Annotated in this window: 25 protein-coding genes; 17 read left to right on the top strand and 8 right to left on the bottom strand. The window is 49.6% G+C overall.

All coding sequences use genetic code 11. The features are described 5' to 3' along the window. Positions 1-95 precede the first annotated feature (95 nt). The 3 genes from KJI95_RS02665 to KJI95_RS02655 all read left to right on the top strand — a co-directional run bounded on the left by KJI95_RS02665 (position 96) and on the right by KJI95_RS02655 (position 2,420). Complete coding sequence (locus KJI95_RS02665) at positions 96-905, top strand: NYN domain-containing protein (RefSeq protein WP_214505612.1); 810 nt, start codon at positions 96-98, stop codon at positions 903-905. A gap of 53 nt (positions 906-958) precedes the next feature. Beyond that, positions 959-1,540 (top strand): SOS response-associated peptidase, encoded by a 582-nt coding sequence (locus KJI95_RS02660; protein ID WP_250885542.1) that lies wholly within the window; start codon positions 959-961, stop codon positions 1,538-1,540. Positions 1,541-1,646: 106 nt separating this feature from the next. Beyond that, on the top strand, positions 1,647-2,420 hold the full coding sequence (locus tag KJI95_RS02655) for a hypothetical protein (protein WP_214505610.1): 774 nt from the start codon (positions 1,647-1,649) through the stop codon (positions 2,418-2,420). A gap of 257 nt (positions 2,421-2,677) precedes the next feature. Here the strand turns inward: KJI95_RS02655 and KJI95_RS02650 are convergent, their stop codons facing one another. Both KJI95_RS02650 and KJI95_RS02645 read right to left on the bottom strand, forming a co-directional pair. Continuing rightward, positions 2,678-2,983, bottom strand: coding sequence for a helix-turn-helix domain-containing protein (locus KJI95_RS02650; protein ID WP_214505609.1), 306 nt, complete (start codon positions 2,981-2,983; stop codon positions 2,678-2,680). Between the two features lie 484 nt (positions 2,984-3,467). After that, entirely contained in the window at positions 3,468-3,818 is a 351-nt protein-coding gene (locus KJI95_RS02645; RefSeq protein ID WP_214505608.1) for a helix-turn-helix domain-containing protein, read from the bottom strand. Between the two features lie 323 nt (positions 3,819-4,141). Between KJI95_RS02645 and KJI95_RS02640 the strand changes: the two genes are divergently transcribed. The 4 genes from KJI95_RS02640 (at position 4,142) to KJI95_RS02625 (ending at position 7,147) form a co-directional block, all read left to right on the top strand. After that, positions 4,142-5,059 carry an FRG domain-containing protein gene (locus KJI95_RS02640; RefSeq protein ID WP_214505607.1) on the top strand — a complete coding sequence of 306 codons (918 nt, stop codon included), beginning with the start codon at positions 4,142-4,144 and terminating at the stop codon, positions 5,057-5,059. 155 nt (positions 5,060-5,214) lie between these two features. Then, the gene (locus tag KJI95_RS02635; RefSeq protein ID WP_214505606.1) at positions 5,215-5,997 is read left to right on the top strand and encodes a DUF4276 family protein; all 783 of its coding nucleotides are present in this window, start codon (positions 5,215-5,217) and stop codon (positions 5,995-5,997) included. Between the two features lies 1 nt (position 5,998). After that, complete coding sequence (locus KJI95_RS02630; RefSeq protein WP_214505605.1) at positions 5,999-6,643, top strand: hypothetical protein; 645 nt, start codon at positions 5,999-6,001, stop codon at positions 6,641-6,643. A 219-nt stretch (positions 6,644-6,862) separates the two neighbouring features. Continuing rightward, on the top strand, positions 6,863-7,147 hold the full coding sequence (locus tag KJI95_RS02625) for a hypothetical protein (protein ID WP_214505604.1): 285 nt from the start codon (positions 6,863-6,865) through the stop codon (positions 7,145-7,147). 145 nt (positions 7,148-7,292) lie between these two features. Here KJI95_RS02625 and KJI95_RS02620 read toward each other — a convergent pair whose 3' ends face one another. From KJI95_RS02620 to KJI95_RS02610, 3 genes are all read right to left on the bottom strand, one after another. Then, positions 7,293-7,544, bottom strand: coding sequence for a hypothetical protein (locus KJI95_RS02620; RefSeq protein WP_214505603.1), 252 nt, complete (start codon positions 7,542-7,544; stop codon positions 7,293-7,295). Between the two features lie 353 nt (positions 7,545-7,897). Further along, positions 7,898-8,296: a hypothetical protein gene (locus KJI95_RS02615; protein ID WP_214505602.1), complete on the bottom strand. Its 399-nt coding sequence runs from the start codon at positions 8,294-8,296 to the stop codon at positions 7,898-7,900. 95 nt (positions 8,297-8,391) lie between these two features. Then, complete coding sequence (locus KJI95_RS02610; RefSeq protein WP_214505601.1) at positions 8,392-8,784, bottom strand: hypothetical protein; 393 nt, start codon at positions 8,782-8,784, stop codon at positions 8,392-8,394. Positions 8,785-10,063: 1,279 nt separating this feature from the next. Here KJI95_RS02610 and KJI95_RS02605 point away from each other — a divergent pair. The 6 genes from KJI95_RS02605 (at position 10,064) to KJI95_RS02580 (ending at position 14,871) form a co-directional block, all read left to right on the top strand. Further along, positions 10,064-10,630, top strand: a complete 567-nt coding sequence (locus KJI95_RS02605) for a hypothetical protein (protein ID WP_214505600.1) — start codon at positions 10,064-10,066, stop codon at positions 10,628-10,630. Positions 10,631-10,696: 66 nt separating this feature from the next. Beyond that, positions 10,697-11,704, top strand: coding sequence for a DUF4917 family protein (locus KJI95_RS02600; protein WP_214505599.1), 1,008 nt, complete (start codon positions 10,697-10,699; stop codon positions 11,702-11,704). 393 nt (positions 11,705-12,097) lie between these two features. After that, complete coding sequence (locus KJI95_RS02595) at positions 12,098-12,889, top strand: nuclease-related domain-containing protein (RefSeq protein WP_214505598.1); 792 nt, start codon at positions 12,098-12,100, stop codon at positions 12,887-12,889. A 211-nt stretch (positions 12,890-13,100) separates the two neighbouring features. Then, on the top strand, positions 13,101-13,703 hold the full coding sequence (locus tag KJI95_RS02590; protein ID WP_214505597.1) for a DUF805 domain-containing protein: 603 nt from the start codon (positions 13,101-13,103) through the stop codon (positions 13,701-13,703). Between the two features lie 111 nt (positions 13,704-13,814). Beyond that, positions 13,815-14,312, top strand: a complete 498-nt coding sequence (locus KJI95_RS02585; protein ID WP_214505596.1) for a DUF4144 domain-containing protein — start codon at positions 13,815-13,817, stop codon at positions 14,310-14,312. A gap of 316 nt (positions 14,313-14,628) precedes the next feature. After that, the gene (locus tag KJI95_RS02580; protein ID WP_214505595.1) at positions 14,629-14,871 is read left to right on the top strand and encodes a hypothetical protein; all 243 of its coding nucleotides are present in this window, start codon (positions 14,629-14,631) and stop codon (positions 14,869-14,871) included. Positions 14,872-14,955: 84 nt separating this feature from the next. On the opposite strand, the gene trhP is transcribed toward KJI95_RS02580, so the two are convergent. After that, positions 14,956-16,347: a prephenate-dependent tRNA uridine(34) hydroxylase TrhP gene (trhP, locus tag KJI95_RS02575; RefSeq protein ID WP_214505594.1), complete on the bottom strand. Its 1,392-nt coding sequence runs from the start codon at positions 16,345-16,347 to the stop codon at positions 14,956-14,958. Between the two features lie 229 nt (positions 16,348-16,576). Here trhP and KJI95_RS02570 point away from each other — a divergent pair, with 229 nt between their 5' ends. Together KJI95_RS02570 and KJI95_RS02565 are read left to right on the top strand one after the other, a co-directional pair. Beyond that, positions 16,577-17,419, top strand: coding sequence for an HDOD domain-containing protein (locus tag KJI95_RS02570; protein ID WP_214505593.1), 843 nt, complete (start codon positions 16,577-16,579; stop codon positions 17,417-17,419). Positions 17,420-17,506: 87 nt separating this feature from the next. Then, entirely contained in the window at positions 17,507-18,991 is a 1,485-nt protein-coding gene (locus tag KJI95_RS02565) for a putative bifunctional diguanylate cyclase/phosphodiesterase (RefSeq protein WP_214505592.1), read from the top strand. Positions 18,992-19,133: 142 nt separating this feature from the next. Here the strand turns inward: KJI95_RS02565 and KJI95_RS02560 are convergent, their stop codons facing one another. Together KJI95_RS02560 and KJI95_RS02555 are read right to left on the bottom strand one after the other, a co-directional pair. Beyond that, positions 19,134-19,568: a thioesterase family protein gene (locus KJI95_RS02560; protein WP_214505591.1), complete on the bottom strand. Its 435-nt coding sequence runs from the start codon at positions 19,566-19,568 to the stop codon at positions 19,134-19,136. Between the two features lie 136 nt (positions 19,569-19,704). Continuing rightward, a complete protein-coding gene (locus KJI95_RS02555) occupies positions 19,705-20,448 on the bottom strand; it encodes a substrate-binding periplasmic protein (RefSeq protein WP_214505590.1) in 744 nt (247 codons plus the stop codon). A 495-nt stretch (positions 20,449-20,943) separates the two neighbouring features. Between KJI95_RS02555 and KJI95_RS02550 the strand changes: the two genes are divergently transcribed. Then, positions 20,944-24,483: a pilus assembly protein gene (locus KJI95_RS02550; protein WP_250885540.1), complete on the top strand. Its 3,540-nt coding sequence runs from the start codon at positions 20,944-20,946 to the stop codon at positions 24,481-24,483. Further along, entirely contained in the window at positions 24,473-24,838 is a 366-nt protein-coding gene (locus KJI95_RS02545; RefSeq protein ID WP_214505589.1) for a TapY2 family type IVa secretion system protein, read from the top strand. The genes KJI95_RS02550 and KJI95_RS02545 overlap by 11 nt, the downstream gene beginning before the upstream one ends. The last annotated feature ends 61 nt before the right edge of the window (positions 24,839-24,899 follow it).

Genomic DNA, 24,899 nt, shown 5'->3' with positions numbered 1-24,899 from the left:
GCACGGGACAGCCCTTACATCAGTTAACAGTGGGTTACTAATGGTTGTAGTGCCCCTCGAAGCCATGTAATTACTTAATAAAAAATGGAATATTTATGGTAACTCCTAGACTGGTCGCAAAGATTGAAGCAGAAGAACCTACGCTACGTTTGGCGGTGCTCATTGACGCCGACAATGCCCAGGCGGCTGTGATTGATGGCCTGCTGGCCGAAATAGCCCGTTTTGGCGAAGCAACGGTTAAACGGATTTATGGTGACTTCACGGCACCGACCAGCGCATCTTGGAAAAAGGTGCTGCAAAAGTATGCCATCAAGCCAATGCAGCAGTTTGCGTACACCACAGGTAAAAACGCTACCGATAGCACGCTCATCATTGATGCGATGGATTTACTCTACACCCGCAAGTTTGATGGCTTCTGCCTGGTGACCAGCGACAGTGACTTTACGGGGCTGGCGATGCGGCTGCGGGAAGAAGGCTTAACGGTGCTGGGTTTTGGTGAAAAGAAGACCCCTGAGGCTTTTCGCAACGCCTGCCATAAATTTCTGTTTACCGAAGTGCTTCGCCCTGGGGCGATAGCATCAGAGGTTGCTGTGCCCAATTCGCACCCTGCTGAGCAAGTTTCCCACGGGCTACCGCAAACCAGTGAACCCATATTAGTTCGGCCTGAGTTTCCGAAGACGTTTGTTCTCGATGCGCTTGAGCATTCCTGTGACGATTCCGGTTGGGCGCACTTAGGCACCTTTGGCAGTTACCTTAACAAGCTTCAGCCAGATTTTGACTCACGAACCTATGGCTATAAGAAGCTCTCAGACCTTGTGAAAGCCAAGACAGATTTGTTCGAAACAGAAGAGCGGCTTGCCCCTGGTTCTACACATAAAAACCTGTACATGCGTGCTCGAAAGTAGGCGTATGCTTCATCAGTGAGACAACATCGGGGGCGAGACCAATGTGTGGCCGGATGAATGTGATAGCAGATCCTTTGTGCCAGTGGGTTGGTGAGACCCTGGGGTTGGATTTCCATACCAGCGACAATCTGGATTTACGCCCGACACAGGCTGTAGCTACGGTCGTTCACCAGCAGGGCTCACTAAAACAGCTGGACACGGCTTGGGGCATCAAGCCTGCCTGGGCCAAGAACATCCTTATCAATGCACAAGCCGAAACTGTGATGCAAAAGCCCACCTTCAAAAGGGCCTTTGCCGAGCACAGATGCCTGGTGCCTTGCTCCGGTTGGTACGAGTGGCGCCAGGAAGGCGCTAATGAAAAAACCAGAAAGATGAAGTACCTCTTCAGCGCCGCCGACAACAAGCCTCTGCTAATGGCCGGACTGATAATCAACGAACCCAGCGGAGCCAAGCTGGTAACCCTAACCACAGCCCCCATACCCAGCTGCGCCCCTTACCACAACCGCATGCCGCTGTTTGTCGATGTCTCCAACGTCGATTTCTGGTTTGGTTCAACCCCAGAACAGTTGCAGCCATTGCTTTGCAACGACAACGGGTTTGGGGTACAGGTTGAAAAGCTGTGTAAGATTTTATAGGTTATTGTGGCCGATAAGCCAGCGGTTACTTATTACAGTAAATAATAAAGTAAAATATTTTAAAGTAGAGCTGTAAAAATATTTTCAGTTAAAGGGAGTAGTTTAATTGATTGATAAAACAAATCCAGCAGGTAGATTATATAAAATATTGCTTACTGCTAAAGGGCACGCCGATAATCAATCCGTAAAAGCTGTTTGGTCTAATGTTTTGAATGTTGAGGACAATGATATCGAAATAACAAAAGCTGTTTTGGAACTATATTCTTTGGCTAGCCATACTCAGCTCCTAATTAAAATGAAAAAAGGGCTGAATCATGACTTGTATCTCAGCTCATTCAACCAGATTGAAAGACTTCTCATTCCAATAAACTTGTCTTTAACGTGGGGGCATATTAGAGGTAATTTAACTGAAGAGTCATTGACGCGACTCCAGTTTTGTGCCGAAGAACTTTCTCGCTTTTATACTGAGGAAAGTTTATCAGAAGAGGAGCTAAAGAACATAGTTAGTAAAATTGAAGCACTATTCGATTCGGTAAATTCTTCAAATCTACCAGACACTTTACGCCTTACCATTTTGGAAGAAGTTGCACGTCTTAAACATGCTGTAACAATGTATCAAATCAAAGGGGCTAAGGGTTTGAAGGATGCATTACAGGGAACAATTGGTGCGATAGTCGCAAATCAGGAAGAGTTGCGTACGGTTAGAAATGAAAACCAAGATGTAATTGAGCGATTAGGTGAGTTAATAGACAAGTTGGACTCTTTTACCGCAAGAGCCTTAAAACTAAAGGAAATCGTCAGTAAACCAATACGATACCTATTAAAGGTTATTACGGAACCTGATATTGTGGATAACGAAGGAGTGGACGCAGAGGCATAAAGAATTAAGAGAGTGAGGGCTGAGCGATTAATCGACAAATGCACGGACTTTTTTATCGGCTTTATCGGTGTAGAGTTCGCCAGACTGAAAACGTCAGGATTGGGTTGATTTGCAAGCGATAGGCTGAGGTTTGAACGCTTTGCCGTAGGCAAAACTAAACTCGCCACCTCGGTAGGAATCGCTGTAAGCAAGCTGACCAATTAGCAAAGGCGTTTCGATTGGTTACCAGTCGGCATAGACTTCGACGGTCTCACGGCTCATCTTGAGCCTTCCAGCAATTTTATGTTTTGCAGCTTGATACCAACTTCGTCGTGGGCGGCCATTTCTGCAAAATTTCTCTCCATGCCAAGTACGGCCATAACCTTTAGGTAAGTGCCTATGGCAACGCCTGGATCGCCTGCGAAGACTTTGTTTACGGTTTTATGATCAAAGCCAGTGCGCTCACACAGCAGCTTTTTAGTAAAACCACGTCGTTTCATCGCCAACAGCAAATCCTCACCAAAACTAGTCAGGATTTGACGCTGCTTTGGAAACAATACATTGTGTAAATTACGCTTAGCCATTGCATCATCCAGTGGGACTGTATTCCCATTTTTCTGCATATAATTGGATTATTGTACCACTTTTCGGTTTGGCTTAGACATTGTCCAAAGCGATGATACGAGCGCCTAAACACCACAATCCACCAGAGGTAAGTCGATGAAAAACGCTAAGCTAACGAACGTTAGCCTAATGATTGTTAGCTTAACTTCCAGTCGATTGAGCCAAGCACTTCGACGGTTTCCAACTAGTTTCGCTAAATGACTAAGGCTTGTTGTTAGGAGGCGCGGTGACTGGCGCAGTCCGATGACGGAGGTTCGATGACAAAGATTCGATGCGAAAAGTTCAATGCGAAATGTTCGATGCCCAGGGTTTAATGTCAGAGTTCGCTGTGGCGCATCGCGCATAAAGAGGCCGTGGTTCCTTTGCCCTGTTGCTTTACAAACCTTAGCAACCCAATGGCAAACACCTGCTTGCTCAGGTGATTGGGCGTAACCCTTAGTCAGTTTATTCTTCAGTTTTTATTATTCTGCGCCACGCAAAAGGTTGCGTGCTTTCCTGGTTCTGACTTTTGATTTTGCGAACGCGCTTTCTGAGCTGATTTTTGGTGGTCAGCAAGGATGCAGCTCGTATAGGCGGCGCAGGAATAAAGTTGTCCAGCTCATGCAGTTTGTCCAGCGCACGCAGGATAGCAATGATTTTTTCCAGCCCGACACTTCGCTTGCCACTTTCAAGGCTCTGCACTGTGCTGACGTTAACGCCAGCCTTTTCGGCAAGCTCGGTCTGCTCAAGCCCCTCATTGATGCGGGCCAGTGTGAATCTTTCGCCAATCATCACGGCTATGGCTTTGTTGCTCATTCTGATGTCTATCATAATAGTGCTTGTGTGCAATATAGAGGCGGCATATCGCCATTATAGTGTAAATTTGCACTATTGAAAGTGGGCGGAACAGGAACGTAAAAAGGCACTCGAGAGCTTGTCCCGCTTCTGGGGTAGGTGCTAGTGTGATGCTGATACCTTGTGACTTAGCTTGGCCAATAACCACTGCTCCGCTGACGTGAATAAAAAGCTGGTTAGGGTAGATGCAATCATGAAAGCTAGGACATGTGTGAAGTGTATGGGAAACTTGCGAGGGTACATTATTAAAATGTTTTGCATTTTTAATAAATTTGGAGTTTTTTATGCAGTTTCCAACATTTGATTTTAGACAGTGGTATCAAACGGAATTAACTACTATTGAACAAATTGAAGAAGCGTTTTTTAACAAGAAGGTAGATGGTGAGTTGTTCTTTAGAGGGATGCCAAATTATGACTTTGTATGTATATCCAGCTTTTACCGATACTTCATCTCTTGTCGTGTTCTGAACTGGTCCGAAGTTGATGTCGGCTTTAACTCAAAGGTTCTACTCCCAGAAATCGATCTAGACGAATATAAAAGACTGTCATTCCAAATTCTTGATGTTTTTTATGACAATTTAAGGAAGCTTGGCTCTCAAGAACTATCATTTGAAACAGTTGCATACCTAGCACAGCATTATGGATTGCCGACGGACTTGATCGACTTTAGTTATGATCCAAAAATAGCTTTATATTTTGCGTGTTGTGAGATGCCTGAAAAAGATTGTAGTGTGTATATGTTTGATATTTATTCCCGTGTAAAAGAAATGATGGAGCTGTATGCCTCCGGAGCTATTGGGTATTGTAAAAAGCCAAATGGTTCATTGATGGAACCAAGTGAAAGAGCGGATCATGCTAGAGAACTTTGTACAAAACTATCGAGGAATGGACTATCGACTGTTACCCCCGTGATTGAACTTGATAAGATCAAATACGGACAGCGCATACTGAATCAAAAGGGAGCTTTCATATACCATCGAGATGTAGTTCCAATGGATCAACTTATGTACACCGCATCAACGGACCCCTACTACCCAGGGCGTCGAGTATATAAAATCCCCAATAAACTTAAACCAACAATATTAAGGAGGTTGGAGAGCAAGTTTGGTATAAACGAAGTGTTTGTTTATCCCAATGCGGACCAAAACCTCGACATCATTGATACTGCGGTTAAAATGACGAAATCTAAGCTTGAATTATAGAAAGTGAATAATGAAAAATTTATTAGTGGTCTGGCGTTAGTGGTATTTTTACTATACGTTGACTTTAGTTATTAAGGTGTTTCGCACTCGCAATGGCATTGTGAGTCTCACACCTTGGTTGTGGCGTTATAGATATTCAATATAGTGAAAAAGATATGAATAATGTTTTATATTTAATAGTGGAAGGTAGTTTTGGTTGTAGGTTAGCTTCTGCATTTCTATCAGCGGCAGGACTCCCTATAAATAGAATAAATTTTATTGTGGCAGATAGTCTAGTTAACTCAATTAAATTAGCGAAATCAATAATTAATAACAAGCCTGAATCTCAAGTGGCGGTGTTAATAGATTTTGATTCTAATGATAACTTTGAATCGGAAAAAAAGGCTATAACCAAATATAACCTTGTTGATTCAACTATCTCTGTGTTCACAGCTGTTCCTGAAATTGAATCATGGTTGTTTGCAGACCTAAATGCAGCTAAAACTAAAGCTAGAAACTTAGAGAGAGCAAGTGAGTTGTTGTCAAGAGTATCTCTACCCGATGATATTCCTTATCCTAAGTACCTAGCAACAAGGCTTTTCAAATTAGATGAAAAGTTTGAGCTGGTAAATCAAGACATTAATATAAACGTGGCGGCATCAAGATCTCCATCTCTTAGAAAATTTATTACTGGGGTTGGAAAGTTGTTAGGTGTTGAGGCGACTCTGAATTGGGAACGAGAGTACGTAAGAACATCGGGAAGAGATATTTTTTCTAAGTTGGTTGATGAAGTTACACCCGCCGATGTTGTTTTGTACAAGACACTTAATGGTCAATCTATTACCGCTGGGCAGATGGTCCGGGAAATCCATGATGGTACAGAAATAGGGATATCTTACTCAGTTGAGGTTTTGAGAGTAGCTAGAGACCTACTAAGTAGAGAGGCTCATAAGAAATAATATGATTTCATTTGTTACTAATTATGATGAGGCAACATCTTGTAATTACGAGGTGTACGGTAATTGTGGCCTTAACCCAACTATTTCATTATTAGGCGATAATGCTATAGCTAGAAATTTGGTTTCTGAGCTTACTGTAGTATCAAGAGATGTATTTGCCATGTCTCATGGAGATGATAACAAGCTTTGCGATCAACAGGGTAATGATACATTTACCGAAGAAATTTTGGCTTCCTTATCTGCTAGTGAATCTTTCAATATTTTTGCTTATGCATGTAATACGTCAAGAGTTTTGGGCGAGGTAGCAGCTCGGAATAATATTAAGTGGTTTGGATTTGTTGAGCCAATCAACCCTCCGGAGACTGATTCATCTTTGCTAAATGTTTATGTGGATATTTTTAGTTTTATATTCGAAAACTTCCCTAATGTGTCTTGTGATAATTCAGCGCTGAATTTTCTCGACAACTTAAAGTTGTTGTGTGCTCATAAAAGTGAGCATATAGATGGAATAACCTTGTCAAATGGTGGACCACCGACTTTATCTGCATATATTAGTGTCAAGCAGATGTGGGAAAAACAAAAAATCTGGTTACCAGGATATGGTTCAGTTGTTCACCCTGGAGCTCCAGCTCCGATTCTTTGGTAATATATTTATAGCAAACTGTTTAATAGTGATTTGCAATGCGTGGAATTTTCACTATGCGCTAGTTTAAGTGTTTGAGGCGGCATGCGGAGGCTAAGCTATTATATTGCTCAAACTTTAACAGGACGTTAGCTGTCGGGAATATTTGAAAGAAATTTTGAAAATACGGAAAGCGGTTATCTTGAGGCGACCATCGTAGTTGATGGTGTCACGATTGTTGCTATGGATGAATCTGGAGGCGATAGATATCAGGAAAGAGAAAATATCGATATCCGTTTATCAGTTGGCCTCCTCTATGAAGACGATGAGTGGGAGTCACTGTTGTTTGTTGATCCCAAAGCCAAGAAAGAACTAGAGCATCAATCGGGACGGCGTTATTGGGCTGATGGTATAGTGACAAGCATAGATGTGGATGTACGTATCAGACATCTTTCAGCACCAATTGATAGTGGTGACCCACGGGGTGTAGGGGAAGCACTGCATTTACCGTTGATAGACTTGATGTGACCACTGCTCCTAACAAGTGACCGTGGCATTCCACCATTTGCAGCTTAAACCCACAGCGGGTGCACTTACGTGACCTGTTTCCCAACAAGGCTGTGGGCACGCATCTCTACCCCTCCATACATTACCACTCTTCCGTCCTGTAACTTCACTTGCCCCAGCGGTAACTCAGTGCCCACGTCACGGGGAGGATTATCCACAGTAAGTAGGTGTACTTCAGCGCCATGCTGAAAGACTCACCTGACCTGGGTACGTGGTATCGACGATAGCCTGCGAATGACAGCAATTGTATGGACATCATGGCTGAGCCCAGCAGTGGCCAACCCAGCTCTTTGAGGATGTAATAGGTCATCAGAAATGCGATGACAAATGCGTAGTCGACAGCGGTTTTTACTTGCATCAAATAGTCCCTTATTCAATTCAACTGGGTAGAACCAAAACTAAGGCTGTGTTTGCTGACGAGTGCCGTTCTAGCGCTCGGGTTTATGGTTTCTGTATTGCCTTTACTGCGGGGGAAACGAACAGCCCTTGCAAAGATCACTTGCATCATTAGTATTGAATTTAATGAGATAAAGTTTTAATTCAACCACTTTAAGGGGATGTACCATGAGTGTTGCCATGGCTCTGTTATCGATAGCTGCTTTCGGCCTCACGCTCTGGCTGCTGTTTGTAGAATATCTGCCAAGCAAGCTTGGGAAGTAGCCAGCACAGCCTTAAAAAAGCGCCCCACTGGGGCGCTTTGAGTTTGGAGGATTAATCCTCCGTCAGTTCTCTTATCCATAAGTCCTCAGCGGCCTGAAAGAAGGCCTCCGGCGTCAACCCAAACGCCTGCCTGAACTCATCCCGATACAAATCACAGAAGCGTACTATTTCATCCAGATAACACAGCAGGATGGCGTACATGTCGGTTCCTGACAGGTATTGGCCTTCAAACTCAGGGTGTTCTGCCTGGATAGACTTGCTGGTACTGATCCCCAGGATCTGGCCAAGGATATTGCGGTGCAGGTAGATGTAGCGTGAGAATCCGAGCTCGATTGAGTCCTCATCACTGTCTACCACATCCGCCAGCAACAGCATGGTGTTGTGGTCATCCCACGGGGATTTGGACTTGCGTTTGTAGATGCGAACGAACTGAGTATCTGCGACAGACATTATGGTCTCCTTGTTTATGTGTCCTCGAAGATAGGTAGGTTCGCGGGGAGGGGAAATTGCTAATGAAAGAGCGAGCCATGTGGCTCGCTCAGGTTTTAGTGCCTAAATTCAAGGACTGCTGTTGCCAGGTGGGCTTCAGTTTCCTCGATGAACACCTTGGGCGGTTTGCCGAAAAGCTGTTCAAAAGGCTCACTGAACTGCTCGCAAAACGCTTCGATGTCCTTCAGATAGTGGTCTAAGATCGCCGCCATGGCATTACCAGTAAGGTAGTTGCCTGCAAGCTCAGGATGTTTCGCCCGAATCGACCTGCTGATGCTGATCCCGATTTGATGTCCCTGCAGATTGTAATGCAGCACTATGTATCGGCTCATCTTTGGCTCAAGCTGTCCTTTCTCATTCAGTTTGGTGTCTGCCAACAGGAGTACCCTGTGACGCTGCATACCGAATTGAGAGCCCTTACGTGTTTGTTCGATGACCAGTGGATTCATTCTGTCCTCCAAAGTAGTTAATTAAGGTCATCGATAAGTAGGTGCGGGGGAGGGGAACTGAATGCTAAATCCTTACTTCAATGAAGCGTAAGTTTGCTGTTTTGATGGGAGTGGATATTGAACAGATAACGCACTGACTCGTAGCTGTGTTACTGCTGCCGGAGGGGGACTGATTCGGGTTAAGAGTTGTGTTATAAGGAGATGCGGAACGTGTGGCCTAACTCAGGGAGTTTGTAACACGTTTCGTAACACGACATGGTAAGTAATTGAAAAGGCAGTTGAAAAAGAGTGATGTTTTAAACAGCGCAGTTAATGCAGCTGTCGTCAATTATTAAGGCCATTGCCTTGAAAAACCTCGAAAATATTACCGCTTTGGGCGGTGGTCACACGATGAAACCGGCTTGCGCTTTTGCTCCGCTGTAGGCTGTTGGCGCTGGGCACAGAGCATGGCTCTTTACTACAGCTTTGCCGTCGGGGCGGGGAGTATACCACTCATTGGGAGGCTCTGCCCACAGGTTGCTGGGCGCTTGGCTGAGCGCCATGGCAGCTGTTTGGGTGTATCCCGTGGCCGCTGTCGAGCAGTTTGAACTTTGTGGTTTGCTCTCAGCGTTTTTCGCTATTTACTTTCTTGAGTTAGCATCATGTTTTGTTTTGGTTTTTTGCTGGTTTGTACGCTTGTTTTAGGGTGTTTGCTCGGGTAGATTGGGTCGCTAGTGTGTGGTTGTTGGTTTATTGGGATTGAGCCGTCAGCGACAGAAATCACCCTTAGATATCCGCAATTGCGCAGGGATGCAGCCAGTCTTCTGATCTTGTTCACAGAACCTTTCTTCATCCTGCTATAGCGTTATTTTTATTGGTTATTTGGTGTTGCTGTGTGCAACTGTCGGGCGTTTTTTATGCCTGCGGCATGCCAAGCTGCGCTTGGCGAAAGTCGTGGAGTTTCACCCCACACCCGACCAAATGGCGCTGCTCGCCCAGCGCCCTTTGGAAACCCGAGGGCGCCCCCCGACGAAGCCGGGCACTTTGGCCTTTTGGGCTGAAAACGACCACCGTGACCGATTCGCTCCAAGCTCAACGGTCACTGCCGAGGCATCCATGCCTCGGCTCGCTCGTTTCACTCAGCCCAACAGCCAAAGCGGCTTCGAGGGGGAGGGGAGTAACCGTCAGCAGCCGAGTCGTTATTGAGAAATAGAGCTACCTTGCAAGATTGGGCCCGCTTACAAGCTTGGATAACCTTGCATGGTCGTATGAACAAAATGTTATGTCTTCAGGAGGAAGTTTGAATATTGACCATGAACAAGTAGTAAAACGAGTCATAGAGTTATCGGGAGGAAAAGATAAGCTCAATGAGGAAATGGATAGCAAGCTCGCTAAAATCAACGAAAAGTGGAATCAAGATGTTGATGCTATTGGTCGTATTCTGAGAGCGCATTTATTTGTAGAGCACTTTATAACCGAGTGTCTGGTATCGTTTAATCCGGCACTCGGGAACATTAAGGAAGCGCGCCTGACTTTTTCTCAGAAACTAACTTTGATAGAAGGCTATTCAGAAGAGACTAAAGAGCTGGCTAGAGGGATTAAACGCCTAAACAAAATTAGAAATCAATTAGCCCACAATTTATCAGGAACAGTTACAGATCAAGATAAGGAATCCCTCCTTTCTGTAATGTCATTCAGCACATTACGGGATGAACTGGCGAAACCAGAGATGCCAAGTGATGACAATTTAGTAGTCCTTGAAGACTTTGCTAAACATGTAGGCGCACGGCTTTCATCATTAGCAGACCCAAACTCTCTAGCTAGACGCTTTGAACGAGTATTTAATGAACTGGCTAATAAAACATAACAAGTCATTTAACTTCGCGCGCCGGTTATTGAAGCGTTATGCTACATATCAAATTGGGAGGCTAAATTGCCTGAATTAAAGATTGATGAAAATTTAGTACAGTGGGACGAACTTTCCGAACACGGCTGGAAAAATTTACTTTTGGGAAACGGCTTTAGTATCAATATTTGGGAAAAGTTTGGTTATGGGACACTCTTTGACCTTGCTAAAAGTGATCGTGTTGATGTTCAGCTTGAAGCTGAGGGCTTAGCACTATTTGATCACTTAAATAGTTCAAACTTTGAAGATGTATTGAGGATTTTGTATCACGCTAAGTTAGTCGATGAACAGCTTGGTGAGCCACAGAAAGACGACATCCAGCGTTTGTATGAAAACACTAAGAATGCGCTCGGATCTGCTGTTAACTACGCACATATTGCGCCAGGTGTTGCAGATGTGGCGGAGATCAATAGACAGTTAAGACCATACAAAAATGTATTTACAACAAATTATGATCTAATTCCCTATTGGGCAGTTATGGACTCAGATTTATGGCGCTTCAAGGACTATTTCTGGGGTGAGGGAAACTGTTTTGATGTCTCAGACACAGAAGTGCCAGCCGATAGAACTAAGCTTCACTATCTGCATGGAGCTATACATTTGGTTGAACGAAGTGACGGGACAACTCAAAAGCTAACAGCTAACGGGTTAGAACGTTTAACAGACCTATTTGATCTTGCCCACCCTGAAAGATTTCCGCTATTCATTTCTGAGGGTAGTTCCGAATGGAAATTATCAAGAATTAAACGTAACGATTATTTGCGTTTCTGCTTTGAAAAACTAACCAAAACCAAGGGTGGCTTAGTGGTGCTCGGGCATTCGTTACATAAGGATTACGATCAACATATCATTGATGCGATTAACGACAGCGGTATATCTCGTGTTGCTGTAAGTGTGTGGCCGCTTCTCGATAATGCTGAAATCGTTTCGTTTAAATCTCGATTATCTCAATGCTTACAAGGCAAAGACTTATACTTCTTTGACTCTACGACACATCCTCTTGGAACGTTGGATTTAAACGAATCTGTAGCATAACAAATCACTTAAGAGTGATTAATGAAAGATAGGGCAGGCACAATTCTTCACGTACAGATTGCGCCGGTTTTTGAACCCCATCGAAGCCGCTTTGGGCGTTGGGCTGAGTGAAACGGGCAAGCCGAGATAGGGACATCGAGGCAGAGACCGTCGAGCAGGAGCGAGTCGGTCGCGGTGGCCGTTTTCAGCCCAAAAGGCCAAAGTGCTCGGCTTCGTCTGGGGTCGCTGGGGGATTGGATAAGGGGGCAAGTCGATACTGCCCCCTTTCCCCGGGTGAAGCCTGGAAGGCTTCGATTTCAGTCGCTTGCAAAGCGACTCCCTGCCAAGGGAGATAAACTGTCCCGTCAGTAATCCAAACGGGTTTAATTCATCGCGAGCAAACAAGGAGGTTTTGTGGATTTTTGGGCGCTATTTTCAGGTGCGTTTGCCGAAGTTTGGTACGTTTTTCCGTTGGTCATCGTTGCGCTTCTCTTTAAGAGTCGCTGGTTTAAAGGCGTCTTTGGTGAGTTTTTGGTAAATCGGCAGCTATTGAAGCTGTGCCGACCAGCTAAAGAAACAACGGCGGACTATACGCTGGTCAAGGATGTGACCTTACCGACCGAGGATGGCACCACTCAGGTTGATCATATTCTGGTTTCCCGCTTTGGCGTGTTTGTGGTGGAAACCAAGAACATGAAAGGCTGGATTTTTGGCTCCGAGAAACAAAGGCAATGGACACAGAAAATCTATCGCCATTCCTCCAAATTTCAGAATCCGCTGCATCAAAACTACAAGCACATCAAAACACTGGAATCTTTGTTAGGTATTGACATCGATAAGCTGCACTCTGTGATTGTATTCATCGGTGACAGCACATTTAAGACCGAGATGCCGGACAATGTCACTTATGCTGGCGGCTGCTCGCGGTATATCAAAACCTTCGAAAAGGTGGTTTTTTCAGATGAGGAGTACCGCAGGCTCATTGAGCAGATACATGAGGTGAAGTTAACGCGTGGCATCCTCACCGACATCAAACACAGGCAGCATGTGAAGGCGCTGGTAGCTTCCAAAAGCCAAACTAAGCGCTGTGTTCGCTGTGGCTCAGAAATGGTCATGCGGGAAACCAAGCGCGGTGACAACAAAGGCAAACAGTTCTGGGGTTGTTCCTCCTACCCCAAATGCAGGGCTATTGAAGAACTGAGCTGATTGTATTTCAGTTGCTGCCGACGCCAAAGTACACTGAAAGCTGCAAATGTCCCTTGGGCCGATTGCTCTGCTGTTAACACGGGGCCGAAAGCGCTATATCGGGCTTATGTCGGGCTGATGTCGTGCTAGTGCCGTGCTCATGTCGTCACGCTGCAGCGCCGTTTGCGCCAATAATAGCGGCTGACAGAGCCTTTATGGAGAAGCCTTTATCATGTACGTGAACAGTAGCCGACTTCGGGAGCTGCGCCTTGCCCGCCAATGGTCGCAGGAGCAATTGGCCAGTGTCAGTGGTTTAAACCTGCGTACCATTCAACGCCTGGAGTCAGGTGCGAAAATATCGACCGAATCATTGCGGGCATTGGCGGCCAGTCTTGAGGTGCCGGCCGAGAGTTTGTTGGTTAGCAGCTCTGAGACTAAGCCAGAGCCTGAGCCAGAGACTAGGCCTGAGCCTGAGATGCGGCCTGAGCTCGGCAAAACAGCACTCAAAGCGATGCGTGAAGGGGTTATTGCTGGCCTTGAATTCACAGGCAGTACGCCGCGAACCGATTTCTGGTGGTTTGCGCTCGGTGTAGTGATGTTTTTGGCTTTCGCAAAGCTCCTCAGTGAAGCCCTTGGACCGCTGCCATTGCAGATTGCTTCACTGGCGGTATTGCTGCCGTGGGTTGCTGCCTGCACCCGCCGCCTGCGTGATGCCGGACTCAGTCCCTGGTGGCAGCTCATCAGCTTGGTTCCGGTAGCCGGTATTTTGGTGCTGCTGTATTTACTGACTCTACCGACCAAAGTGGCTGCATCGCAGGATGCGACGTCAAATTGAGCTTGCTTCGATAAACTGCTACCGCTGACATCAGCGTGGTGACTGTGCCAGTGTGGCGACAGTGGCAGTGTAGCGATGATGGTCCGAGTTGACGAACAAAAGTGAGGTGATATGGAAGATTCAGGCAAGCACAACGAGGTGGCTGCTGAGGCAGATTTGGCTGCAGTCTCAGAAAAGACGGCTGGGTCATGGATACAAATAAGCTGGCCTGCGGTGCTGAAACTCGGCGGCGAGGATGAGCTGACGTATCTCGCCGACGAAGCGGCGCTAATTGCGGAGTTGGACGGCCTGATTGTGTGTGACGGTGACATGTTAATCGATTCAGGGGGTTGCTGTTTTGCGCTTGATAGCGCCTACGGAACTGGACTTAATGGAACTGAATTTGAGGCGCTAGTGTTACCCAAGAGCTTGTCACTCAAGAGCTTGTTACCCAAGAGCCTGTCACTCAAAAGCTTGCCACTCAAGGGCTTGCCAACAAAGCTTGACGCTGTGGCTATGTCGGCCCTTATTCAGGCCCATGAGTTCAGCCGTGCCCAAACCTGCCTTATCAAAATTCAGTTTGCGACCGTTGCTGCGGCGATTGCGGCGCTGGCACCGCGAGGGGCATAACCGGCTGCTTGCCGGTTTTCCACTTGGCCAACCATTTAACGGTCCACCTATTCAGCAGTCCGCTTATCCAGCAGTCCACTTATCTAACAGCCCACTTATCCAGCAGTCTGCTTGCCGGATTGCCTCTTGGTATTGAGCGCGAAAAGGTCGCAATCAAGGTTGAATTTTGCGCAGCTTGATGCTTTTGGCGCATACCCGCAAGGCTTGCCGATGTGCTACATTTTTAAGCCGTGTCCGCCGATTTTCTGTTAGCGCAGTTGGCGGGGACGATTTTCTCGCTGGCGAGCCAGAGTGAACTTGGCAAAGGAGATATGCCATGATGCTTGAATGGATAGCTACCGATAAAGGAAATCAGGTACTTGAAAGCCTAAAGGCCGAAGGATGGCAGGTGAAAACCCAGTATAGCCCCTTCGCGTTTGACAAGGGTATCGACTACGACAGCTATGAGCTGGTGCGTTCGGGCGATACCCTGAAATTGGAGTGGGACAATTGGCTTGAGTGGCGTTTGTCCGGCTCTGAGAGTCTGCTTAAGGGGCTAAAGCACCGATTTTCGCTTTAGAGGCAGTAGCCTACGGTAAGCTTAAATTTGCAAAACAAAAAGGCTGCACAGAGGTGCAGCCTTTTTTATGGTATATGGCCCGACTTATTCGGTTTTCACCGGAATGGCATCGCCGTGTGGGTTACGGGTATTGTTGCCATTTGGCAGGTTACGCAGCAGCACGCCCATGTTCACGTCGACTTCGGCCGGTACCGGCAGGTACACCATATGGCCTGAACCCAGACCGGCCTCAACGGCTTCGCCCTTACGGTTGTAAAGGGTGTCAACGGTCAGGTTGATGTTGCCCTGCGGGGTCATCATCTCGACGCTGTCGCCCACGATAAACTTGTTTTTTACATCGATTTCGGCAAGGCCTGCTTCGTTGCGTTTACCGGTAAACTCGCCCACAAACTGCTGGCTGTCGCTGATGGAGTAGCCGTAGTCGTAGTTCTGGTACTCATCGTGCACGTGGCGGCGCAGGAAGCCTTCGGTGTAACCGCGGTGGGCCAGACCTTCGAGGCGGGTCATCAGATGTGGATCGAACCCACGGCCAGCCACGGCATCTTCGATGGCCTGACGGTACAGCTGAGCGGTACGGGCCACGTAGTAGAATGACTTGGTACGGCCTTCGATTTTCAATGAATCCACGCCGATTTTGGCGAGGCGCTCTACGTGCTGGATGGCACGCAGATCCTTGGAGTTCATGATGTAGGTGCCGTGCTCATCTTCAAAGGCTGGCATGTATTCGCCGGGACGGTTTTCTTCCTGCAGCAGGTAGATTTTGTCGGTCACCGGGCCATTGCCAAGGGTTGGGGTTTCGAGCTGAACAGCGCTTTCTGGGGTATGAATGGCCACCACGTCACCGGCTTCGTTTTCGGTGGCTTCGTGGGCGTCGTACTTCCAGCGACAGGCGTTGGTGCAGGTGCCCTGGTTGGGGTCACGCTTGTTAATATAGCCAGACAGCAAGCAACGACCGGAGTAGGCCATGCACAGGGCGCCGTGCACGAATACTTCGAGTTCGATGTCCGGGCAGCGCTGACGGATTTCTTCGATTTCATCCAGCGACAATTCGCGGGACAGAATGACGCGCTTGATGCCAACCGATTGCCAGAATTTGACCGAGGCCCAGTTGATGGCGTTGGCCTGTACCGACAGGTGTACTACCTGGTCGGGGAAGGCTTCGCGTACCATCATGATAAGACCTGGGTCAGACATGATAAGCGCGTCCGGCTTCATGTCTATCACCGGCGCCATATCGTCAAGGTAGGTCTTGAGCTTGGCGTTGTGCGGGGCGATGTTGCTTACCACGTACAGTTTTTTGCCAAGTGCATGGGCTTCTTCGATGCCTGTCTTCAGGTTTTCGAGTTTGAAATCGTTGTTACGTACCCGCAGGCTGTATCTGGGCTGGCCCGCATACACGGCGTCTGCACCGTAAGCAAAGGCGTAGCGCATGTTTTTCAGTGTGCCTGCCGGCGACAGAAGCTCAGGTTTGAACATAATAATTCCCGAAGAAAATGGTTAACGGTTCGCGTTTAGCGGGGCGGCATTTTACTCAATCCTGACCCCAATGTGCAAATCCTGAGTGTAGCAGTCAGGAATTACCTGCAAACACCGTAAAAATGTTGCTGCTTTGTCATTGCTTGGTGAAATTTTGAACTTCGCCTGCGGCTTCAGACTGATATACTGCAAACATCATCGCAATAAATATTTATAGATGGGAGCCAAGATGTCGAACGATCACCTGCTGTTGGTCGGACTGCTTAAAAAACTGAAGGACGATGCCCTGGTGCTGCCGACCCTGCCGGAAGTGGCCATGCGGGTTCAGGAAGTGGTAAGCCGTCCCGATTCAAGCCTTAAGCAAGTGGCCGAAATTATTGGTCAGGATGCCGCAATCTCCGCCCGTATCATCAAGGTGGCCAACAGCGCGCTGTACAGCCGCGGTGTGCCCGCCGAGAACATCAATGCCGCCGTGACCCGTATCGGTCTGACTCAGATTAAATCCATTGCGACCTCGGTGGCCATGGAGCAGCTGTTTATCTCCACCAACGAAATGGTGTGGGAAGTGATGGATGAAGTGTGGCGCACCTCGATTGACGTAACGGCCGCCGCCTGCGCACTGCTGCAGATTTACAATAAAAAGCGCCCCGGCAGCGGGCTGAACTACGACACCCTGACCCTGGCGGGTCTGGTGCACAATATCGGCGCCTTGCCTGTGCTCACTGAAGCCGAAGCCCATCCCGAGCTCTTTACCAATATCGAGCATCTGCGCTCACTGGTGCGTAAGATGCAGGGGCCGATTGGCCGCGCGGTACTCAAGAGCTGGGACTTTGCGCCTGAGGTAATGGAAGTGGTTGAGCGCTGGGCAGATTTGCCCTATCTGCCTGAAAAGGTCACGTATCTTGACTTTATCCGCGCGGCAGCGTTTTACACCGGCGAGCTGCGTGCCGGCAACGAGCTTGAGCAGCGTCTTGAAGTATTCGCCGCCCGAGGCCTGCCGGTGACGCCGGATGAGCTGGCAAGCGACACCTTCCTTGATATTTACCACTCCATCAAGGCCAGTTACGAGTAACTTAAGGCCCTGGTGTGATTGATGCGTTCCCAGGGATGGGGCATATTCCATTATCCATCCAAGTGATGTTGGACTGAAGGTTGCCCGATGATTTACGTTGCAGTGTTGTTGGCGCTGGTGCTTGTACTGGTGTGCTGGCTTTGGTATCGCCAGTCGCGTCAGCTTGAGCTGTTTTTGCACCGCCTGAGCCAGGAACTTGCGGCTAAAACGCCAACCCGCCAACCGTTGAGTCTCACGTCAGTCCCCGATGCCTTCTGGCCGCTGCTGCAAAATCTGCAGCAATTACTGCAAAGCGCCCCAAGCCACAGCGGTAAAGATAAGCTGACCGGCCTGCCCAATCGGGTTGGCTTTAAACGCGCCATGGCCCACGCCATGCCTGTTACCTGCGGCACCCTGGTGCTTATCGACTTGTACCGCTTTCGTTACGTTAACGACCTGTTTGGCTTTGTGTTTGGCGATAAGTTACTGCACGGTTTTTCCGACCGGCTGCGGCTGATGACGCCAAGGCCCAAATTGCTGGCACGGATGAATGGTGATGAGTTTTTACTGTATTTCGAAACGGCGCTCGATGAGGCCGAGCTCAGTGACATCAAACAGAGGTTGCAGCAGCCGTTTTTGATAGCCGACACCCCGGTGGCGCTAAGGCTTCAGCTTGGCTATCTGCAGCTTGATGAGCACCATGCCGATGTAAGCCAAATGCTGCGCCGGGTGGATTTGGCGCTGAAGCGCGCCCGCAGCAACAAAGAGATGATAGCCGCCTATGCGTTGGATGATGACATCAGTCAGCGGCGGGAGCTCTCCATTATCAACAGCCTGCCCAAGGCGCTGGCGCAGCATCAGCTGTATCTGGTGTATCAGCCCAAGGAGTCGCTGCACCGGGGCGGCTGCGAGCAGGTCGAGGCGCTTATTCGCTGGGATCATCCCGAGCTTGGCTTTATCTCACCGGGGGAGTTTATTCCGCTTGCCGAATACGCCGGCATGATAGATTTGGTCAGCGCCTGGGCGCTTGAACAGGTGCTGGTGCAGCAAGGCCGCTGGCGCCGTGAAGGCATTATGCTGAGGGTTGCGGTAAATCTGTCGGTGGAAGATTTGCAGCAGGGTAACCTGCCGCTGACCGTTGAGCAGGCGCTGGCACGCCATCAATTGCCCGGCGAAGTGCTGGCGCTTGAAATCACCGAAAGCACTCTGATGTCAAACCCCAGTAAAGCGACTGAGAATATTAATAAAATCAGGGCGCTTGGCGTTAAAATTGCCATAGATGACTTTGGCACCGGCCACTCGTCGCTGGCCTACCTTAAAGATTTGCCCGCCGATGAAGTGAAAATCGATAAAGCCTTTTTGAGCGGGATAGAGCACGACAGCCGGGCGCAAAATATCATGGCGACCAGCATTCAGCTCGCCAAGGGGCTGGGTTTTGAGGTGACAGTTGAGGGGGTCGAGAGCCATGAGCTTCGGCAAATTCTCAAGCACATGGGGGCGGATAATATCCAGGGCGATTTTTTTGCCCGGCCAATGCGGGCGATGGAGCTTGAGGTGGATTTACGCCGTTTGGGTATCGCCTGCGGCGCATAAGCGCGTATGGTTTTAAGCGCCAAAGCCTTAAATACCCGAAAGCATCATGCGCTTGAAGCGCCAAAGCCAGTCTGCGTGACGGACTGCGGCTGGCGGCAACTCACCAACCCTTAGTCGGCTTGTTGCTGTAATACCCGCGACGTCAGTTTGCTTTCAGCAGCGATATCAGTGACTGGGGCATAGGGGTTAACTGTCTGGCGCTGTTAAGGCTCACCATCTCCACATAACCTGTGACGGCGGCGCGGTTTGAGCCCTGACGCCAGATCTCCTGTTGCCACAGGGTGCGGTATTTACTCTCAATTACCACCTTGCTGCGCACTTCAACCACATCGGCAAATTCGACCCCTTCATTGCAGATCATATCGCAGCGGTACACCGCAAAACCTATTCCCTGCTCCTGCCACAGCTGACGCAGCACGCCCGCGCCAATCACATGCTCGCGGGCGCGCTCAAAGTATTTGATAAAGTTGGCATGGTAGACCACACCGGAAAAGTCGGTGTCTTCGTAGTAGATCTGCACTGAAAATCTGTGCTCAGTGGCAGTGGCAAATTCAGGGTATGACTCAGGCTGTGGCATGACGACTCCGGGCGCTGTCCCGGCTAACCGGCGCTTTATTCAATGGTTCTGGGGAAACTGTGCTTATGTGCCGCAACCTTTGGGTGTAGGCGACTAAGTGTGTCGGCGGCTAAGTTTATCGCCGGCGCAGAAATTCTCAATGGCGCTGCGCCGCTATCCCGGCTTCGCTTAACAATTTGCGGTATTCGCCTTGCTCGCGCAGCTGTTCAAGCCCCAGATCCAGTGCCCGGATAAGCGCAGCTGAGTCTTTATCCTCTTTGTTAAAGGCCAGAAACAGTTCGCTGGTATGGTTGGGGAATACCGCCATCACCTCGTTTGTCACCCCGGTGCGGCTTAAAAACTGCTCAGCCACTTCATCGTACATCACCACCATGTCCAGCTTGTGGGTCAGAAGCAGATTTAGCAGCTGGTATTGGTTGTCGTGGATGTGCAGCTCCATGTTCGACAGCCGGTCAAATTCATCGCCGTATTCATAACCCCGGATAATGCCAACCCGGGTGCCCGGTGGCAGCGACCATTTATCGGCGGCGACCCGTTCACGGTTTTTAAGCTGATAAAAGGAAGCGGTGGTTTTAAACAGCGGCTCGCGGCCAAACAAAAACCGGCTCTCGGTGCTTTGCTGGCGGGCCACGTTGAACACGGCATTGACTTTGCCCTGTTCGGTAAGGATAAGGCCGCGATTATAAGGCACCACCAGGGTGTCGACCTTAACGCCCTGCAATGCAAACGCTTTTTGAATAAGCCGGTGGGACAGACCGTCACCATCGGCATCGGCAAAGGGTGGCCAGCTGTCTTCGGCGGCAATGCGGATGCTGGACGGCGCCTCAGTGGCAATGGCCAAGGTTGCCAGTAGTGCCTGAAACAGAATGAACAGCCGCAATCCCCACACCATGAAATATCCCTTTTACCACATCCATTTGAGCGGGCATTGTACTGTAACTCTTTGGCAAACAACAACCTTGGCGATTTGCAGTGTTATGGGGTTCAAAAGCTTATATGTGGTTTTGCTGATTTGAGTAAATAATCTGGATGTTATTCGGTAAATGTTGAAATGTATCAGGCTAACAATCTGTAAAATATAGATAAATAAAATATATTTCATAAAAATTTGTTTTGGATGGTACTTTTGTTGGACACTCTGTGCGCATGTTGGTTTGGCGGTTGAAAATCGTTAAATAGTGCCGCTTGGCAGAGTGATGTGGAATTAATTGCCCGGTATCTGGTTTCAATTGCTGACGTTTGGTTTTGCTTTTTGCGTGGGTGATGCACGCAATAATCGTCGGGAAGTATTGAGATCGTTATGAGTGTTGATTTTTTCACACAGTTTGTCGCAAATGTTGCCAAGCAATTTGTCACGCCTCGCACGGCAGCGCAGATGTCTTGCCAGATTGAAAATGCCAAGCCGTTAAAAAATGCCCGGCTTAACCATGCCATGGCATCTTCCTTCGGCATGATGCTTGCGGCAGTGGCCGCGCTTGCCCCCAAACCGGTGCAGGCCGACGACACTTCCCTGTACGTTTATGAGTCATCCAGCCGCAGCAACGAGCGGCCGCAGGTGCTTATCATCTTTGATAACTCCGGCAGTATGGACACCACTGTCTATAACGTGAATCCGTCCTTTAAAGACAGGCAGGAGCAGGTCGGCAGCAATGAGCGTGTTTACTACACCCTGGATGTAAGTGAAGCGCCGCCCAACCCGAGCGACAGTAACGAGAAGCGCTATTTCACCTACGATCGTAATGCCTGTAACAAGTCTGCGGATTTCTTAAGGGAATACGGTATTTTTACTGGTTTTATGCGCCATTACTCCTTCACCGGTCAGACCGGCTCCTGGGAGGAGTTCCCCCGCCTTGATGGCAGTACCATCCGCGTTGTTGACTGCTTTGAGGACATTCAGGAAAAGGATTACTCCAACCGCGGCGTTACCCATCAAGGATTGCCGGTGGATGGTCAGGGTTCGCGTAACGGTTACCTGCAGCCTTACAGCGAGGTCAGCAGTTCAAGCAACAATAATGATAAAGAGCAGGCGATGGCCAAGGCGCTCAGAACCGGTTTTGGCACCGGACGAGTGGTCACGCTCTACACCCAGGAATACCTCTATTGGTATCACGGCGCCAAACACAAGGTTAACCGCTCGCGCATTGATATCGCGAGAGAAGCGGTTAACAACGTGCTGCTGACCACACCCGGGGTGGATTTTGGCCTCGCGGTATTTAACCGAAACATCAATGGCAATGCCGACAACGGCGGGCGCATCATCGCCCGAATTAAAGACACCAACGCGTCCACCAAAAAAGCCCTGCTTGAAACCATTGAGCCGTTGACCGGCACTACCTGGACGCCGCTGTGTGAAACCCTGTACGAGGCGTACCGCTATTTTGCCGGCGCAGAAATCTGGTTTGGTGACGATGATCCGAATCACCGCCCGCCACGGGATGCAGACGCCATCAATGCCCAATCACAGTACAAGTCGCCGTTTAAGCAATGTCAGAACCGCGCTTATATCGTCTATGTTACCGACGGTGAGCCAACCCGTGACGATGCCGCAAATGGCCTGGTGCAGTCACTGACCGGTGGCGTCGATGCCTATACCCGCACTCCGGCAAGCTACCTAAGTTCGCTGTCGTCCTGGATGAACAGCCACGATGTGAATCCAAATATGGCCGGCACCCAGAGTGTGTCGACCTACACCATTGGGTTCAGTGAGGGCGCAGCCGCCGCTGCCGGTTTGCTGCGCTTCACCGCCGAGAAAGGCGGCGGTAAATATTACGATGCGACCGATGTGGATGACCTGCAAAAATCGCTGATGCAGGTGTTCCAGAATATCCTCGAGAAGAATGCCAGCTTCACCGCCCCTTCGGTGGCCAGCAACAACTTTAACCGTATTCAGACCTACGATTCGGTTTACTACTCGATGTTTTTGCCAAACCGTGGTCCGCGCTGGAGTGGCAACCTGAAGAAATTCAAGGTGACAGCCGATGGCGACATTGTTGATTCCCAGCAGCAGAGCGTGATTGACAGCGACGGCAACATCAAGAAAAGCGCCTGTTCTCACTGGAGCACCCAGACGGAATGCGCCCAGGGCGACGGCAACGATGTACGCCGCGGCGGCGCCGCCGGCATGTTGCAGCGCATGAATGCCCGAAATCGGGTGATCTACTCTGACTTGAATGGCCTTGCGCCGCTTACGGTACAGGCTGCCAGCACCAAGGCCGGTAGCGATGCGGCACTTGCCAGCATGCTGGGAGTCGCCCAGGGCGAGGTCAGTAACCTGATTGGTTGGGCCCGAGGTCAGGATGTCGATGATGACGATGACGATGGCGATCGCAGCGAGATGCGTCAGGACGTGATGGGCGATCCGCTGCACTCCAAACCGCTGGCGATTAACTTTGGCAGCGAGTCCAGCCCAGATATCCGGGTGATAGTGGGCACCAACCACGGCATGCTGCATATGTTCAAGGATGAGGGCAATGCGGTGAGCGAATCCTGGGCGTATCTGCCATGGGAAATGCTGCCCAAGCTTGCCACCCTCAGGGACAATCTGCCCTCGGGGCTGCATTCGGTATACGGCGTCGATGGCTCGCCGGTGGCCTGGGTGAAGAGCGGCACAAACGGTGTCGAGCGCGCCTGGCTGTTTTTCGGGCTTCGCCGCGGCGGCAGTGCCTATTATGCGCTGGATATTACCAACCCCGACTCTCCGCGCTTTATGTGGCGCATCGATGCCAGCAGTCCGGGGATGGACTTGATGGGGCAAAGCTGGGCCAAGCCGGTGGTGACCTTTATCCCCGGGTATGACACCACACCAGTGCTGATTTTTGGTGCCGGTTATTCGCCGGCAAACAAGGACATCACCACAGTGGGTGCCCGCGACACCCTCGGCCGGGGCGTGTTTGTGGTCAATGCCGCCAGCGGCGAGCTTATTCACAGCTTCGGGCCAAACAGCAGCGGTAACATGACGGTGATGCCCGGCATTCAGGACAGCATTCCCAACGAGGTGGCGATTCTGGATGGCAACAACGACGGCCTGACCGACCGCATTTATGCCACCGATACCGGCGGTAACGTGTGGCGGATGGATATGCCCGGCGCCTCGCCAAGCGACAACAATAACCGTTGGAGCGCCTTTAAGTTTGCGGCGCTCGGCGGCAATACAGTTGCAACCGACAGGCGCTTCTTTGCCGGCCCCGTAGTGGCGCAGACGGCGCTTAACAGTACAGTCGAGTACAGCACCACGGAAAATGGCAACACCAGCACAGTCACTACTACCCAACTGGTGCCTTATGATGCGGTGGTGGTGGGCAGCGGCATTCGTCCGGCGCCGCAGGATCTGCAGCGGGAAGATATGTTCTTTACCCTTCAGGACAGAAACATCGGCGTGCGCTCTTACGATGGCTCAAACAGTGACAGGGTGCCGCCGGCGCCGCTCAGGATAACCGATCTGTACGATGTGACGTCAGCGCCGCCTGTGACCAAGGTGCAAAACGTAGCCTTTGGCCGCAAACGTGGCTGGTATTACAACTTTGGCCGCAGCGGCGAAAAGTCACTCTCGGCCGCATCCATCGTCAAGGGGCGGGTGTTTTTTACCTCCTATGTGCCGGGGCAGGCGGGTTCGGCTGCGTCAAACCAGTGTTTGGTGCCGGGCAAAGGTTACCTCTATGGTTTTGATTTACATAGGGGTATTCGTTCATACACCAGTACGTATATTGAGATGGGCGAGAGTGTGCCGGATACGCCGCAGCTTGTGGTACCGGGCACTGATGCCATGTACCTGATTGGTATCGGCAAGGCGCCGGAGCTGATGATTAAAACCCGCTGCGAGGATAACAACGAGCACTGCGACGGTTGTCCGCCGGGCGATGAAAAGTGTATTGGTGGCGGCATGAACACTGAGAAGATTTATTACTATGCAAATTAATACCTTAACCCTGCTCCTAAGCCTTGGTGCCATCTTGCTGCCCCCCGCTTTTGCCCAGAGCGAATACCAGCCGCAGCAGGTGCAGTATCAGGGGCTGGGGGACGCGATGCCGGCGCAGGGCACCTTTAAGTGCTTTATCGACACCAATGTGGGGGAGGGGATTTATGCTTTTACCTGGGGCGTGGCCGATACGGTGAAAAACATGCGCACGCTGCCGGGTAGCCCGCTCAATAACTCGGCCATGGCTGCCAAAGGCATTCAGGTTTATGCCGGTAAGGTGTATGAGTGTGTACCGGATGAGAGCGAGTTCAGCCTCGGCCGTGCCCGTGAGCTTGATGCCAGCCGCGCCCGCTGAGGGCGCGTGTTTTTTACGGATGGTCGGTTTTTTGTGTCATTCGCTGGCAAGACGTTTGTAT

Origin of the sequence: Shewanella jiangmenensis, assembly GCF_018596335.1 — a bacterium.
Lineage (GTDB): Bacteria > Pseudomonadota > Gammaproteobacteria > Enterobacterales > Shewanellaceae > Shewanella > Shewanella jiangmenensis.
This window is presented reverse-complemented; position numbering and strand designations above follow the sequence as displayed.

What these genes read in the sequence shown, in the direction of transcription:
- KJI95_RS02645 (WP_214505608.1), bottom strand. Translation starts at nt 3,818, where the DNA reads ATGAGCAACAAAGCCATAGCCGTGATGATTGGCGAAAGATTCACACTG.
- KJI95_RS02610 (WP_214505601.1), bottom strand. Translation starts at nt 8,784, where the DNA reads ATGAATCCACTGGTCATCGAACAAACACGTAAGGGCTCTCAATTCGGT.
- KJI95_RS02570 (WP_214505593.1), top strand. Translation starts at nt 16,577, where the DNA reads ATGTCGAACGATCACCTGCTGTTGGTCGGACTGCTTAAAAAACTGAAG.
- trhP (WP_214505594.1), bottom strand. Translation starts at nt 16,347, where the DNA reads ATGTTCAAACCTGAGCTTCTGTCGCCGGCAGGCACACTGAAAAACATG.
- KJI95_RS02660 (WP_250885542.1), top strand. Translation starts at nt 959, where the DNA reads ATGAATGTGATAGCAGATCCTTTGTGCCAGTGGGTTGGTGAGACCCTG.
- KJI95_RS02665 (WP_214505612.1), top strand. Translation starts at nt 96, where the DNA reads ATGGTAACTCCTAGACTGGTCGCAAAGATTGAAGCAGAAGAACCTACG.
- KJI95_RS02590 (WP_214505597.1), top strand. Translation starts at nt 13,101, where the DNA reads ATGTACGTGAACAGTAGCCGACTTCGGGAGCTGCGCCTTGCCCGCCAA.
- KJI95_RS02630 (WP_214505605.1), top strand. Translation starts at nt 5,999, where the DNA reads ATGATTTCATTTGTTACTAATTATGATGAGGCAACATCTTGTAATTAC.
- KJI95_RS02620 (WP_214505603.1), bottom strand. Translation starts at nt 7,544, where the DNA reads ATGCAAGTAAAAACCGCTGTCGACTACGCATTTGTCATCGCATTTCTG.
- KJI95_RS02615 (WP_214505602.1), bottom strand. Translation starts at nt 8,296, where the DNA reads ATGTCTGTCGCAGATACTCAGTTCGTTCGCATCTACAAACGCAAGTCC.
- KJI95_RS02565 (WP_214505592.1), top strand. Translation starts at nt 17,507, where the DNA reads ATGATTTACGTTGCAGTGTTGTTGGCGCTGGTGCTTGTACTGGTGTGC.
- KJI95_RS02545 (WP_214505589.1), top strand. Translation starts at nt 24,473, where the DNA reads ATGCAAATTAATACCTTAACCCTGCTCCTAAGCCTTGGTGCCATCTTG.
- KJI95_RS02625 (WP_214505604.1), top strand. Translation starts at nt 6,863, where the DNA reads ATGGATGAATCTGGAGGCGATAGATATCAGGAAAGAGAAAATATCGAT.
- KJI95_RS02640 (WP_214505607.1), top strand. Translation starts at nt 4,142, where the DNA reads ATGCAGTTTCCAACATTTGATTTTAGACAGTGGTATCAAACGGAATTA.
- KJI95_RS02560 (WP_214505591.1), bottom strand. Translation starts at nt 19,568, where the DNA reads ATGCCACAGCCTGAGTCATACCCTGAATTTGCCACTGCCACTGAGCAC.
- KJI95_RS02585 (WP_214505596.1), top strand. Translation starts at nt 13,815, where the DNA reads ATGGAAGATTCAGGCAAGCACAACGAGGTGGCTGCTGAGGCAGATTTG.
- KJI95_RS02550 (WP_250885540.1), top strand. Translation starts at nt 20,944, where the DNA reads ATGTCTTGCCAGATTGAAAATGCCAAGCCGTTAAAAAATGCCCGGCTT.
- KJI95_RS02635 (WP_214505606.1), top strand. Translation starts at nt 5,215, where the DNA reads ATGAATAATGTTTTATATTTAATAGTGGAAGGTAGTTTTGGTTGTAGG.
- KJI95_RS02580 (WP_214505595.1), top strand. Translation starts at nt 14,629, where the DNA reads ATGATGCTTGAATGGATAGCTACCGATAAAGGAAATCAGGTACTTGAA.
- KJI95_RS02650 (WP_214505609.1), bottom strand. Translation starts at nt 2,983, where the DNA reads ATGGCTAAGCGTAATTTACACAATGTATTGTTTCCAAAGCAGCGTCAA.